The organism is Kribbella sp. NPDC051137 (genome assembly GCF_040682535.1).
GTDB classification, from domain to species: Bacteria; Actinomycetota; Actinomycetes; order Propionibacteriales; family Kribbellaceae; genus Kribbella; species Kribbella karoonensis.
In genome coordinates this window covers 275,199-289,078 of record NZ_JBFBBI010000003.1, presented here as the reverse complement: position 1 = coordinate 289,078, position 13,880 = coordinate 275,199, and the positions used below count along the sequence as shown (strand labels likewise).

The 13,880-nt window shown below is 68.8% G+C and carries 12 protein-coding genes; 4 read left to right on the top strand and 8 right to left on the bottom strand.

Annotated elements, in window-relative coordinates:
* Position 1: 1 nt before the first annotated feature.
* Genes AB0M51_RS16345 through AB0M51_RS16335 form a run of 3 tightly spaced genes read right to left on the bottom strand, consistent with a single transcriptional unit; the run spans position 2 to position 3,068 of the window.
* Positions 2-1,060: a phosphotransferase family protein gene (locus AB0M51_RS16345; protein ID WP_344193609.1), complete on the bottom strand. Its 1,059-nt coding sequence runs from the start codon at positions 1,058-1,060 to the stop codon at positions 2-4.
* Positions 1,057-1,830, bottom strand: coding sequence for an SDR family NAD(P)-dependent oxidoreductase (locus AB0M51_RS16340; RefSeq protein WP_344193607.1), 774 nt, complete (start codon positions 1,828-1,830; stop codon positions 1,057-1,059). The genes AB0M51_RS16345 and AB0M51_RS16340 overlap by 4 nt, the downstream gene beginning before the upstream one ends.
* Positions 1,827-3,068, bottom strand: a complete 1,242-nt coding sequence (locus AB0M51_RS16335; RefSeq protein ID WP_344193605.1) for an acyl-CoA dehydrogenase family protein — start codon at positions 3,066-3,068, stop codon at positions 1,827-1,829. Before AB0M51_RS16335 ends, AB0M51_RS16340 begins: the two co-directional genes overlap by 4 nt.
* Before the next feature lie 56 nt (positions 3,069-3,124).
* On the opposite strand from AB0M51_RS16335, the gene AB0M51_RS16330 reads away from it, so the two are divergent.
* Positions 3,125-3,712 (top strand): TetR/AcrR family transcriptional regulator, encoded by a 588-nt coding sequence (locus AB0M51_RS16330; protein ID WP_363749513.1) that lies wholly within the window; start codon positions 3,125-3,127, stop codon positions 3,710-3,712.
* A 39-nt stretch (positions 3,713-3,751) separates the two neighbouring features.
* Here AB0M51_RS16330 and AB0M51_RS16325 read toward each other — a convergent pair whose 3' ends face one another.
* The 3 genes from AB0M51_RS16325 to AB0M51_RS16315 all read right to left on the bottom strand — a co-directional run bounded on the left by AB0M51_RS16325 (position 3,752) and on the right by AB0M51_RS16315 (position 8,752).
* A complete protein-coding gene (locus AB0M51_RS16325) occupies positions 3,752-5,872 on the bottom strand; it encodes a hypothetical protein (RefSeq protein ID WP_363749512.1) in 2,121 nt (706 codons plus the stop codon).
* Positions 5,873-6,229: 357 nt separating this feature from the next.
* The gene (locus AB0M51_RS16320) at positions 6,230-7,687 is read right to left on the bottom strand and encodes a M81 family metallopeptidase (RefSeq protein ID WP_344193599.1); all 1,458 of its coding nucleotides are present in this window, start codon (positions 7,685-7,687) and stop codon (positions 6,230-6,232) included.
* Positions 7,688-7,729: 42 nt separating this feature from the next.
* Complete coding sequence (locus AB0M51_RS16315; RefSeq protein WP_344193597.1) at positions 7,730-8,752, bottom strand: substrate-binding domain-containing protein; 1,023 nt, start codon at positions 8,750-8,752, stop codon at positions 7,730-7,732.
* Positions 8,753-8,866: 114 nt separating this feature from the next.
* On the opposite strand from AB0M51_RS16315, the gene AB0M51_RS16310 reads away from it, so the two are divergent.
* Positions 8,867-10,762 carry a discoidin domain-containing protein gene (locus AB0M51_RS16310; protein ID WP_344193595.1) on the top strand — a complete coding sequence of 632 codons (1,896 nt, stop codon included), beginning with the start codon at positions 8,867-8,869 and terminating at the stop codon, positions 10,760-10,762.
* Here AB0M51_RS16310 and AB0M51_RS16305 read toward each other — a convergent pair.
* Complete coding sequence (locus AB0M51_RS16305; protein WP_344193593.1) at positions 10,753-11,988, bottom strand: amidase; 1,236 nt, start codon at positions 11,986-11,988, stop codon at positions 10,753-10,755. The genes AB0M51_RS16310 and AB0M51_RS16305 overlap by 10 nt on opposite strands.
* Before the next feature lie 62 nt (positions 11,989-12,050).
* On the opposite strand from AB0M51_RS16305, the gene AB0M51_RS16300 reads away from it, so the two are divergent.
* The gene (locus AB0M51_RS16300; protein WP_344193591.1) at positions 12,051-12,734 is read left to right on the top strand and encodes a Type 1 glutamine amidotransferase-like domain-containing protein; all 684 of its coding nucleotides are present in this window, start codon (positions 12,051-12,053) and stop codon (positions 12,732-12,734) included.
* Positions 12,735-12,809: 75 nt separating this feature from the next.
* Positions 12,810-13,259, top strand: coding sequence for a GNAT family N-acetyltransferase (locus AB0M51_RS16295; RefSeq protein ID WP_344193589.1), 450 nt, complete (start codon positions 12,810-12,812; stop codon positions 13,257-13,259).
* Here AB0M51_RS16295 and AB0M51_RS16290 read toward each other — a convergent pair.
* Positions 13,256-13,867, bottom strand: coding sequence for a hypothetical protein (locus AB0M51_RS16290; protein WP_344193587.1), 612 nt, complete (start codon positions 13,865-13,867; stop codon positions 13,256-13,258). The two genes, AB0M51_RS16295 and AB0M51_RS16290, sit on opposite strands and share 4 nt — an antisense overlap.
* Between the last annotated feature and the right edge of the window lie 13 nt (positions 13,868-13,880).

Here is a 13,880-nt window from a genome sequence, read left to right as displayed (position 1 = left end):
CCTAGGCCTGCCGGATGATCCGGCGGCAGCGCCGCTCGAGCAGGTTGACCGGCAGCCAGAAGTTCTTGAACCGCGGGTTCCGGGTCTGCTTGTGGTGGTAGCGGTAGTAGATCTGCTGCGCGATCACCGCCAGCCGGAACAGGCCGAACACCTCGTAGAACGCCCAGTTGTCCACAGGCAACCCCGACCGCTCCACGTAGTAGTCCACGATCTCGGCGCGGGTCAGCATCCCGGGCACGTCCGACGGCTGCAGCCTGAACCGGCGGAAAGCCCAGTCGTCGTCGGCCTGGACCCAGTACGCGAGCGCGCTGCCGAGATCCATCAACGGATCGCCGAGTGTGGCGAGTTCCCAGTCCAGTACGCCGGCCACCCGCAGCGGGTCGTCCGGCGCCAGGACGACGTTGTCCAGCCGGAAGTCGTTGTGGATAACGCAGGTCCGGATATCCACAGGCTGGTTCTCCGCGAGCCAGGCCATCACGCGTTCGTAACTCGGCACGTTCCACGTCTTGGCCTTGCGGTAGCGCTCGGTCCAGCCGCTGACCTGTCGCTCGACGTACCCGGCGCCGCGGCCGAGATCCGCCAGACCGGCAGCTTCCGGATCGACGGCATGCAGCTCGACCAGCGTGTCGATCAACGTGAATCCGAGCTGACGCGTCTGTGCAGGCGTCAGGTCGACGCCCAGCCGGTGATGCCCGGGGATCGTGCCGGCGACCCGCTCCATCACGTAGAACTCGGAGCCGATCACCGACTCGTCGTTGCAGTGGGCAATCATCTCCGGGACGTACCGGTAGACCGGCTTGAGCCCTTTCTGGATCCGGAACTCGCGGCCCATGTCGTGCGCGCCCCTGGCCTTCGTACCGGCCGGCGGTCGCCGCAGGATCAGGTCGTGCCCGGGATAGCTCAGCAGATAGGTCAGGTTCGACGCCCCACCCGAGAACTGCTTCACCTCGGGCAGACCGTCCGGTACCGCGGTCTGCTTCCGGAGCCAGGCGTCGACCGCCGGTACGTCGAACGCGTCCTCGTCCCGCACCGCCCGGGCGCCTTCCGGCACTCCGGTCACCGCCCGTCCGTTGCGCGCTGGTGGGCGCGAGCCGCGATCTTGCGCATCTGCCGGTCGTACAGCGGTCGGGCGAGGCGCTTCGTCCAGAACGCGATCCGAGCCGGCTGGTCCGGGATGATCAGGTGCTGCTTCTTCTTGATCCCGGCCGCCACGACGGACGCGATGTCGTCCGCCGACCGGGGCGACTTCTCGATCAGCTGCCGCGCGGTCGCGGCCATCGCACTGTCCGCACCGCGGATCGAGTCCGCGAGATTGGTCCGGAAGAACGACGGGCACACGACCGACACGTCGATGCCATACGGACGCAGCTCGTGCGACAGCGTCTCGGACAGCGCGACCACGCCCGCCTTCACGGTGTTGTACGAGCTCATCATCGGCGGATGCACGAGCCCGGCCGCGGACGCGGTGTTCACGATGTATCCGGACCGCTGCCGCTTGAACAGCGGGACGAACGCCCGGCACCCGCGGACCACACCCATCAGGTTGATGTCGACGACCCGGTCCCACTCGTCGAGCGTCTCGACCTCGATCCGGCCGCCGGTCGCGATCCCGGCGTTGTTCACCAGGAGGTCCAGGCCGCCCCAGTTGTCCTGGCACCAGGCGACCGCGGCGTCCCAGTCCGCCGGGTTCCGCACGTCGAGCTTCAGGTACGGCGCAGAGCCGTCCGCGCCGACGTCGGTGCTGAGGACTTGGTGGCCGTCAGCAACAAAACGGGCGACCAGCGCCGCGCCGAGGCCGCTCGCGGCGCCGGTGACGAGGACACGACTCACTTGGCCTCCTGAACGGCCGAGAGGTACGACGCCAGTTCGATCCTGGCGATCACCCCACGATGCACCTCGTCCGGCCCGTCGGCCAGCCGCAACGCGCGGGCACTCGTCCACGCGGCCGCGAGCGGGAAGTCGTCGGACAGCCCGCCGCCGCCGTGCAACTGGATCGCCATGTCGACGACCTCCTGGGCCATCCGCGGCACCGCGACCTTGATCTGACTGACCTCGCTCAACGCCCCGGCCAAGCCCTGGGTGTCCAGCAGGTACGCCGTCTGCAGCACCAACAGCCGCGCCTGGTTGATCGCGATCCGGGCCTCGGCGATCCGCTCGCGGTTGCCGCCCAGGTTGACGAGCGGCTTGCCGAACGCGGTCCTGCTGGTGCCGCGCTGCAAGGCCAGCTCGAGTGCCTTCTCCGCCAGGCCGATCAGCCGCATGCAGTGGTGCACCCGTCCCGGACCGAGGCGGCCCTGGGCGATCTCGAACGCCTTGCCCGGGCCGACCAGGATGTTCGCGGCCGGCACCCGCACCTCGCTGAACGAGACCTCGCCGTGGCCGTACGGTTCGTCGTACCTGCTCATCGTCGGCAGCAGGCGCTCGACCTTCACCCCCGGCGTGTCCCGCGGGACGAGCACCATGGTGTGCCGCGCGTACCGGTGCGCCTCCGGGTCGGTAAGGCCCATGAAGATCAGCAGTTGGCAGTCGGGGTGACCGACACCGGTGCTCCACCACTTGCGGCCGTTCAGCACGACCTCGTCGCCGTCGACGACCGCGGTCGCCTCCATGTTGGTGGCGTCGGAGGAGGCTACGTCCGGCTCGGTCATGCAGAACGCGGACCGGATCGCGCCGTCCAGCAACGGTTCCAGCCAGCGCTTCCGCTGTTCGGCGTCGCCGTACCGGAGGAGCACTTCCATGTTGCCGGTGTCCGGCGCGTTGCAGTTGAAGACGTACGGCGCGATGAACGAACGGCCGGTGAGCTCCGCGATCGGGGCGTAGTCGAGGTTGCTCAGACCCTCGCCGTACTTCTCGTTGCCAGGCTCGGCGGGCGGCAGGAACAGGTTCCAGAGGCCGGCCGCGCGGGCCTTCGTCTGGAGCTCCTTCATGATCGGCTGCGGCTGCCAGGGGTCTCCGGCGGCGCGGATCGCGCTGTGCAGCTCTGCCTCGGCCGGCTCGATCTCGGTGCGCAGGAAGGACTCCACGCGCCCGATCAGGTCCTGAGCCCGGTCCGAAGGTTCGAACCCCATCAAGACTCCTCTCCCTCAGCTTGACCGTAGCTCAGCGTCTAAGCAATGCTCAATAGATGGAGCACCGTCTGACAGCGGACGACCGCAAGAAGCAACTGGTCAAGATCGGCCTGATGATGCTTCGCACCAAGCCGATCCACGAGCTGTCGATCGACGAGATCGCGAGCGCCGCGGGGATCTCCCGCGGGCTGCTGTTCCACTACTTCCCGAGCAAGCGCGACTACTACGTCGCGGTCATCTCCGCGGCCGGCCGGCGGCTGCTCCGGGTCACCAAGCCCGACGACTCCCTCGCCCCGGAGCAGCAGCTCCGCGAGATGCTGACCCAGTTCGTCGCGTTCATCGAGCGCCGCCGGGCGGCCTACATCTCGTTCGTCCGCGGCGCCGCGGGCGGTGACGACTTCGCCGTTGAGGTGTACGACGCGACACGGGCGAGCCTGACCAAGCGGATCCTCACGTACCTGGGTACGCCGGAGATCGCCGACGACCCCGCGTCCGCGGACTACCTCCGCATCCACGCCTGGCTGTCGTACACCGAGGACCTGGCCATCGAGTGGTCCGGCCTCGCGGAGCCCGAACGGCCGTACGGCGCCGGACGCCTGATCGACCACGCGATCGAGGCCCTGCACCTACTGCGGAAGCTGTAGACCGGGGCCGGTCCTCCTGGCCGGCCCCGATCCCTCGGGTCAGCCGTTGGCGAGCGTGAACCGCTCGACGCCGCAGGCGGACGTGGTGGAGTTGTTGTTCGCGTCACCGGAGTAGGTGACGAGCCAGCGCCAGGTACCGAGCGTGCCGGCGACGAACGACGTGTTGGACGTGCTGTACGTACCGTTGCCGTTCACGGCCACGGTCTGCGAGAACGCGGCCGAACCAGAGCACGTGGTGTCGGCAGGAGCGAACAGCTTGAACGTGACGGTGCCGGTCGGGCTGGATGCGGCACTGATCGTGGCGTCGTCGTTCGGGATCACGTTGGGAGCGGTCGCGATCGCCGGGTTGGCCTTGGCGACGACGAGGTGCTCACTCGTGCACAGGCTCGTCGCCCCGTTGTTGTTGGCGTCACCGCTGTACACGGCCTGCCAGTAGAAGTCGCCCGCCGTGTTGAACACGATCGGGTTGGAATCAGGTACGGCCCCGTTCGTCACGCTGACCGTCCCGGCATCCTGCGCACCGGCCGAGCATGCCGTGTCGGTGTAGACGGTGTAGGTCACCGTTCCGCCGGCGTTGGCGGTTGCGTTCGACAAGGTCGCCGAGTCGTGCACGGTCCCGCCGACCCCGACCGTCGTGTCGGACAGGGTGGTCGCGATCGTCGGCGACTTCTTCGCCACGACCAGGTGCTCGTCCGTGCAGGTGCTCAGCGCCGAGTTGTTGTTGGCGTCACCGCTGTACGAAGCCTGCCAGTAGAAGTCACCAGCCGAGTTGAAGGTGATCGCGTTCGAGTCCGGAACGACGCCGTTCGTCACTGTCACGGTTCCCGCGCTCTGGGCACCGAGCGAGCACGCGGAGTTGGTGTACACGGTGTAGGTCACCGTTCCACCGGCGGTCGCCGTCGCGTTCGACAAGGTCGCCGAGTCATGGACGGACCCGCCGACGACGATGGTGCTTGCGGACAGCGTCGTGGCTATCGACGGATGTGCGTTGATGTGGTTGGTGTACGTGCAGTCGACCACACCTTCAGGTGCCATCGTGATGCTCGTGGTGGGACCACTGACCGAGTAGCTCGTCCCGCTGCCGGTCGCCGTACAGACGAGACTCTTCAAGGTCCAGCCGGCCGGCACGGTCGCCTCGGTGACGCTGTAGTTGCCCGCTTGGACCTGTGTCGTGTCGCTGTACGTCTGCGTACCGCCGTTGGACAGGTTGAACGTCGACGGCGTGAGGCCACCGGTCGTCGTGTAACCGAACGTGGCGTCACCGTTCTCGGTGACCTTGTGGATGACGATCTTGCCGCAGTTCGCGATGTTGACCGGCTGCGGTGCGACGAAGTCCTTCACCTCGGCCGGGAACGACGCCGACGAACGGCTCTTCAGGAACGCACTGCCGAACGCGGTGCAGACGTTGGACGAGAAGATGCCCGCACCGGTCATGTTGATCGCGGCCTCGCCGAACTCCAGCCCGGCGAGCGTGCCGCCGGCAATCGGCTCGGAGATCGTTCCGGTGTTGACAGCGCCCTCTGCGAAGCCGGCGGCGCTGAGGTCCTTCCGGTTACCCCAGCACGGTACGGAGCTCGCGGAGAAGCACTGGCTGCTCGAACCCGTGGTCACCCAGCGGAGCAGACCGAGTACCGGGTTGCCGCCGCCGTTGGTGAAGTCGAACGTGATCAGGATGTCGCCCGCGGTCCGGTTGAGCGTCTTCGCGCCCGTGGTGGTCAGGTTCGGCTGGGCCTTCTGGTTGATCTCGAAGTCCATGTTGGCCGAACCGAGAACGTTCGACCGCTCCCAGGCCAGATACAGGTAGACGTTGCCGCCGGCCGTCTCGCTGCCGACGTAGAACCGGGTCAGGTCGCTCTTCTGCGGCGGGATCGACCCGGTGACGACCGAGACGTTCGGGTCGTCCTCCTTGGTGCCCTGGCCGAACGCGTTGTCGGTCGAGCCGCTGGCCAGGTCGTCGCCGCGGACCCGGTTCGGGGCGTTGATCCAGTCGGTGTTCCCGGACGTGTTGACGACCATGTTGCCGTCGTTTCCTTCGAAGGTGCTGCCCGCCAGGTTGGCGTCGGCCGCCGGCGTCATAGCCAGCAGCAACGCCGCAGTGGACGCGAATATCAGGGGTCGCCGGAGACGCCGGAGCGTCTGCGACTTGCTTCGCGAAGTCACGGTTGTGCCCTTCCGCTGTGGAGCACGAAGATGCGTGATGCGGCCGTGTCCAAGGGCTGCCCCACCAGCGTGGGACGCGGCATCGTCCTGAGGTCATCGAGGACGTCGGCAGGCGAATCCTGGGCAGGCCCGAGGGCCGGGATCGCCGGTGGTACGCCGTCACCCGGCGGACCACGCGCCACCACGTGCAGCCGTCGACGAGCCATGGGGTCCCCCCGCCTGGAACGCCGCCGGCATCGGGTCCCCACCCCCGGCGACGCTCCGTCACGATCTACGTCGCCCACGTAAGCGCATCCCCCAGCACCACGACCACGAGGCGTTACGAAGCTACACCCGCGCTGCGGTTCCAGCCAGTGCTCAGGGCAACAACTCCGGCGTCAGGTCGGGGTCGGCCATCTCCGGGTCGAAGGGGAACAGCGGGCGCAGTACGCCGTGGTGGCCGAGGCGGAGGAGGTCCTGGTCGACGCCGCCCGGGGTGAGCGCGAGCAGCCAGTCGGCCGCGAGGTTGTAGAGCTCCGGCTCCAGGTAGCCGATCTTGACGATGACCAGATCGGTGGTCGCCGGGTCCAGGCCGAGCAGGGTGAAGTCCGCGAGGTGGTGGTACGGCTTGCGGCGGCTCGTGAGGATCGAGTGCAGGCCGCCGGCCTTGACGACCGCGACGGTGCCGCCGACCGGGTCCTCCGAGATCGAGAACACGGTCCCGGAGAGCGCGACCGGTCCGGACGGGCCGGGGTCGACCTTGCCGCCCGCGGTGACCTCGACCGGGTTGCCAACACCGGCCGCCACACAGGCCGCGACCGCGTCCGGGTCGGTGATGCTGGCGTGGATGGCGGTTGCCTTGCCGGACGTCAGGTCCTCGACCTCGAGCAGTTCGCCGAGCGTCCAGGAGACGTCACCCGCGCCGCCCGCGGTCGGGTTGTCGCCGGAGTCGCTGATCAGGAACGGGCGTGCGCTGCTGGCGAGGCCGGCCGTGACGCATTCGTCGAGAGTTCCGGTCGGCGCCACGAACGCGAACCCGTCCCGGGCGTCCCAGTAGGCCTTCGCCAACTCGGTCGCCCGCGCGGTGATCAGCTCGGTGTCGTCGCCGGTGACCACGACGGCGGCCCGGCAACGCGGCTCGTCCGCCCAGGCGTACCCGACCCAGACGGCCGCATCCAGTACGCCGGGCTCGTCCGCGATCTCGGCGACCCGGTGGTAGATCGACTTCGCGGGCTCGAGCCGCGTGGACGTCTTCTCGCCCGGCAGCAGGACCGGAACCTGGATCCACGCCTTCCCCGGCTTGCCACCGCCGGAACGCAGCCGCTCGACGAGGTTCCGCAGTGCGCGCTCGCGACTCTCCATCGCGTCCTCGTGCGGCGCCATCCGGTAGCAGGTGATCAGATCGACTGCCGTACCGAGTTCGCGCGAGACGTTGCCGTGCAGGTCCATCGAGGCCGAGACGAGTACGTCGGGACCGAGCACGTCGCGGATCCGGGTGGCGAGGTCGGCCTCCGCGTCCTGCCGTCCGACGACGCTCATCGCGCCGTGGATGTCGAAGAAGAACCCGTCCAGCCGGCCGGCGTCCTTCAGCCGGGTGATGATCTCCGCCGACAGGTCGTCGTACACCTCCGGCAGCACCGCGCCGCCCGGCAGTGAGCGTGCGTGCACCAGCGGCACCCACTCGATCCCCTGCGCCCAGTCCTTCCCGAGGAAGTCGGTGTACCGCTCGAGCAGGTGGTCTCCGCGCCGTACGTCGAAGTCCGCGAGCCCGGCCCGGTGCGGCGAGAACGTGCTGGATTCGATGGCGATCCCGGCAATGCCGATCCGAAGGTTCATGCCCAAAACTTGCCACAACCGAGCCGTTTCGCGCACTCCGGCTCAGTCAAATCTGGACAAAGGACCCGTGGAGCCTCGGACGACCAGATCGACGGCCAGCTCCACGTGCCGGGCCTCCAGTTCGTGGCGGTCGAGCAGGCGGGTGAGCAGGCTGACCGCCATCCGGCCCATTTCCTGCAGCGGCTGGCGGACGGTGGTCAGCGCGGGCGTGGTCGCCCGGCTCAGGTCCAGGTCGTCGAAGCCGGTGACGGACAGATCGCCGGGGACGGAGAGGCTCAGTTCGGCGGCGGCCTGCAGGGCGCCGACGGCGGCCTTGTCGTTGAAGGCGACGAGTGCAGTCGGGCGCGGGTCGAGAGCCAGGAGTTCGCGGGCAGCTCGGTAGCCGTGGAGCGTGGTGGGTTGGTCGTGCCGGACGAGTGCCGGGTCGGGGAGGATGCCGGCGTCGGCCAGCGCGGCGGAGTGGCCGCTCAGGCGGGCGTCGGCGGCCAGCCATTCGCGAGGGCCGGCGATGACACCGATGCGGGTGTGGCCGAGGGCGGTCAGGTGAGCCGTCAGTTGGCGGGCGCCGGAGTGGTGCGCGGCGGAGACGGACGGGATGTCGCGCGGGAGCGCCGTGCGCGGGTCGACCACCACGAACGGGAAGCGGCGAGAGCTCAGCCGGACCAAGTCCTCGCTCGGCTCGGGCGGGAGGATCAGGATGGCTCCGCCGACGTCCCGGCGGGAGGCGAGCCGGGTCAGGACGGGATCGTGCGCGACGGACTCGCCCGCGTTGAGGACCACCTGGCGGCCGTGTTGCTCGAGCGTCTCGGCGATCGACGACACGATCAGGCCGAAGTAGTCGGTGAGCACGTACGGGCACCGCACGTAGACGGCGCCCTCGACCGGTTTCGGCGTACCGCCTCGAGGCACAGGTGCGGGCAGCCCGAGCTCCTCGATCGCCCGCTCGACCAACCGCCGGGTCTCCGGGGTCACGCCACCGATCTGGTTGACCACCCGGGACACGGTCGCGAGCGACACACCCGCCGCCGCCGCGACGTCGCGCATCGTCGCTCTAGCGCGAGGCATTTGTTACATCCCCTTGTTTCACGCTCAGCACTGTAGAGCACCGCTCCCACAGGTTGACAGTGGTCAGCTGCAGTCGTTTCCTGAGGCCGTTTGTTACATTCCCCGAGGAGTGCGATGAGAACATCCGCCTTCGGCGTCGCCCTTGCTCTCGCGGTGGCGTCACTCGCCGTTCCTGCCCAGGCCCATCCCCCGACGACCCAGGTCAGCGTCTGGGTCACCACCCCGGACCGCGCCGAGCTGCTCCACCAGCGCGCGCCGGTCGCGTTCCACGACGGCGCGAGCGACCGGACCACGATCACGGTCGACCCGCGGACGACCTACCAGACCATGGACGGCTTCGGCGCCGCGCTGACCGACTCGGCCGCGGCCGTGTTGTACCGGCTGAGCCCGGCCGACCGCGAGCAGACGATGCGGAAGCTGTTCGACCCTCAGCAGGGCATCGGCGTCAGCTTCCTGCGGCAGCCCGTCGGCTCGTCCGACTTCACGGCCGCGAGCGAGCACTACACGTACGACGACGTACCGGCCGGGCAGACCGACTTCCCGCTGCGGCACTTCAGCGTCGCGCACGACGAGCAGCAGGTGCTGCCGCTGCTCCGGCGCGCCAAGCAGCTCAATCCACAGCTCAAGGTGATGGCGACGCCGTGGAGCCCGCCGGCCTGGATGAAGGCCGGCGACTCGCTCGTCGGCGGCCGGCTGCAGGACGACCCGAAGGTGTACGACGCGTACGCGCGCTACCTGGTGAAGTTCGTGCAGGCGTACGCGAAGGCCGGCATACCGGTCGACTTCCTCTCGATCCAGAACGAGCCGCAGAACCGCAAGCCCAGCGGCTACCCCGGCACCGACATGCCGGTCCGCCAGGAGGCCGCGGTGATCAGCGCGCTCGGGCCGATGCTGCAGAAGGTCAGCCCGCGGACCAAGATCCTCGGCTACGACCACAACTGGACGACCCACCCGGGTGACATCGCCTCCACTCCGCCAGGCGAGGACCCGGAGACCGACTACCCGTACAAGCTGCTGGAGACGCCGGCGGCCAAGTGGATCGCGGGTACGGCGTACCACTGCTACTCCGGCGATCCGTCGAAGCAGACCGACCTGCACAACGCGTTCCCGGCGAAGGGGATCTGGTTCACCGAGTGCTCCGGGTCGCACGGGCCGAACGACACACCGCCACAGATCTTCCGCGGCACCCTCACCTGGCACGCCCGGACGCTGATGCTCGGGACCACACGCAACTGGGCGAAGTCGGTCGTCAACTGGAACATCGCGCTCGACTCGACCGGCGGCCCGCACCTCGGCGGCTGCGACACCTGCACCGGACTGGTCACGTTGCAGCCGGACGGGACGGTCACGACCGACGCGGAGTACTACACGATCGGTCACCTGTCGAAGTTCGTGCGGCCGGGCGCGGTACGGATCGGGAGCACGTCGTACGGGACGACGGGGTGGAACGGGCAGCTGATGTCCGCGGCGTTCCGCAACCCGGACGGTACGACGGCGCTCGTCGTGCACAACGAGAACGACGATCCGCGGGCGTTCGCGGTCGCGGTGGGTGGTCAGTCGTTCGAGTACGAGCTGCCCGGCGGGGCGGTCGCGACGTACACGTGGGGTCAGCCGGCGACGGAATTGCCGCGGGAGTTGACGGCGGCGGGTGCCACGGCGAGCGACAACGCTGCCGATGCGGGGCGGCTGGTCGATCATGACGGATCGACGGTCTGGCAGAGCAAGAGCGCGCAGACGCCCGGGCAGTGGGTGCAGGTGGATCTCGGCAAGGCGCAGACGTTCCGTCAGGTCGCGTTGGACAGTGGCGGGAACACCGGCGACTACACACATGGGTACGACGTTGCCGTGAGCAACGATGGAGTCGGGTGGCGGGTGGTCTCGAGTGGAGCGTCGAGCGGTCAGCTGACGACCGTGACGTTCCGGGCGACGCATGCGCGGTACATCCGGGTCACGCAGACCGGGAGCGCGGGCAACTGGTGGAGTCTGGCGGATCTGCGGGTCTACAGCTGAGCCTCGAGCCAGCGGGCGGCCGCGGCTGCCTTTTCGTTGCTTGACGCAATTACCTGAAGTCCGACGGGGAGGCCGTCAGTCGGCAGTGGGAGGCTGACGGCCGCGTGCCGGGTGAGGTTCGCCAGACGGGTGTTGTTGAGGAGCTGCTTGCGTACGGTCAGGCCACCGTCCGCGGTGTCGGCTTCGGTGATCAGGGGTGCCGTGGTGAGGACGGTCGGAGTGAGCACGGCGTCGACCTGCTGGAGGACGGCGTCCAACTCCGCGGTGATGGCAACCGCCTCTGCTTTGGCCCGTTCGTGGTCCGCTGCCCGTACCTGCGCAGCTTCGCGGAGCCGTTGCTGCACGTCGGGTTGATAGAGGACGTGCGAGCGGCCGGCGTGGTTCGCGGTGGCTTCGGGCCCTTGCAGGTTGGCCGCTGTGGTGAAGCTGTGCTCCCAGTCCGGTAACCACACTTCAACGGCGTCGATGGTCCGTAGTGCGGCTGACCATGCGCTACTCGCCGCGGGGCTGAGTTGGAGGTACTCGGAGTTCGTGACCACACCCAATCGAGGGGTGAACGAAGCGGTCTGCATCCCCAAGGCCGCCAAGGCATAGGTTGCGTCGGCTGCGGTCCGGGTGAGGACACCTACGTGGTCGAGGGATTGGGAAAGCGGGAAGACGCGGTCCGTCGGAAGTGTGCCGTACGCCGGTTTGAAGCCGACGACACCGCACAGCGCCGCAGGGATACGGACCGAGCCGGCCGTGTCCGTGCCGATCGCCAGCGGTACGACCCCGGCCGCGACCGCCGCCGCCGAACCCGAACTCGATCCGCCCGTCATCCGCGCCGGGTCGTGCGGGTTCCGGCACGGGCCGACGCGGTTCGACGTACCCGTGCAGCCGTACGCGAACTCGTGCGTGTGCGACAGCCCGATCACGATCGCCCCGGCCGCGCGCAACCGCCGTACGACGTCCGCGTCCTGCCGGCCGAGCTCCTCCATCGACGCCGAGCCGCAGCGGTACGGCAGGCCCTCGACCTCGATGATCTCCTTCACGAGCACCGGCACACCCGCCAGCGCCCCGCGCCGGTCGTGCCCGGCCGCGGCCTTCCGTGCGCCGTCGACGTCCAGGTGTACGACGGCGTTCAGGGCGGCGACTTCGGTGGCCCGCGCCAACGCCTCGTCGACCAGGTCCACCGGGTCGACGGATCCCGCCCGTACCCCGGCGGCCATTTCCTCCAGAGTCCTCACACCGGCATCAGACCACAGCAGGCCTGTTGCTATCACCGGTTCTGGGGATACCGTCGGTCGCCATGAAGTTCCTGCTCACCTCTTCCGGCATCCGCAACCGGAGTATCTCCGACGCACTCGTCGAACTGCTGGGCAAGCCGATCTCGGAGTCCAGTGCCCTCTTCGTCCCGACCGCGCTCTACCCGTTCCCCGGCGGCGGCACCCAGGCCTGGAAGGCGATCTCCGGCAACGCTCGGGGTCCGATGTGCGAACTGGGCTGGAAGTCCTTGGGCGTGCTGGAGCTCACTGCCCTGCCGACCATCCGCGAAGACAGCTGGGTCCCCGCCGTGCGGGAGGCCGACGCACTGCTCGTGTGGGGCGGCGACGTCCTGTACCTGACGTACTGGATGCGGCAGTCCGGCCTCGCGGACCTGCTGCCGACGCTGGATTCCGTGTACGTCGGGGTCAGCGCGGGGAGCATCGCCGTCACGCCGTACAACTGCGACGCCGAGTTCGACCAGGAGTTCGTGCCGCCCGGCAGCGACCTGGGGAAGGACGCCGAACGGGCGCTCGGGCTGGTCGACTTCACGCTGTATCCGCACCTCGGGCACCCGGACATGGAGGACACCACCCCGGAGAACATCGGGAAGTGGGCGTCCGGCATCCCGGTCCCGACGTACGCGATCGACGACGACACCGCGATCAAGGTCGTCGACGGTGCGGTCGAGGTGATCAGCGAAGGCGACTGGAAACTCTTCGGCGCCTGAGGCTCACGCCTGTCCGGCAGACCGGAGAGAAAACGGAAACAGCAGCGTCATGCCAGGTTGCTACCGTCCAGCGGCATGGTGATCGAGGGAGTGGAACTGCGCGCGGCCGCGCCGACGGATCCCGACGTACTGGCGCTCACCGCCGCCCAGCAGGCCGAGTTGGCCGGCCTGTACGGCGAGGACCAGCCGCCGGTCGGACTGCACCCTGACATCAGCTTCACCGTGCTGACGCTGGACGGGACCGCGGCCGGCTGCGTCGGCCTGCAACCGGTCGCAGCGGGACTCGGGGCGATCAAACGCATGTACGTCGCCCCGGCCGCCCGCGGGTTGCGACTGTCGCGGGTGCTGCTGGACGCGGTCGAGTCGGAAGCCAGGTCCGGCGGTCTCACCACGCTGCGCCTGGAGACCGGGCACCTGCAGGTCGAGGCGATCGCGCTCTACACGAACCACGGGTACCGCCCGACGCCGCCGTACCCGCCCTTCGAGAACTCCGTCGCGTCCGCCTGCTTCGCGAAGGATCTCTAGAGATTCAGCACGAGGTCGTCGCCGTCGCGGCGGAAGCCGAGGTTCTTCAGGTACGTCGTGGAGTCGCGCATCCGCGGGGGTGCGATCACCTGGCGGAACCCGTGCTCGGTGAACACGTCGCTGCGCCGGTACACGAACTCGCCCGGTGTGAAGTCGCGGTACTTCGGCACCACGTAGTCGAGGTCGATCTGCGCGCGCCCGGCGCCGGCGTCGTGCGCGAGGACCACGCCGACGGTCCGGTCGCCGTGCTGCACCAGGAACGCGTACGGGCTCGACCCGACGGTGAATCCCGGGTTGAACCGGCTGATGTCCTTCTGGTGCCGCTCGAGGACGAACCCGAGATAGGCGTCTCCCTCGTTCACCTGCAGCACCTGGTACGCCGCCTCGTCGTGCCGGTGCCGCAGCAGCCGCCACAGGTGCACGACGTTGATGATCGCGAGAACGGCGTTCATCCCGACCATCGGCCACACGCCGACCACCGCGTTGAACGCGACCAGGATCACGCAGCCGATCAGGTTCAGCACCCGCAGCCGCAGGATCCGGGTCTGCACCAACGACAGCACGACGAGCGCCGACCCGCCCCACCCGATGACACTCCACGTATCCACAGCGCGAGACTAG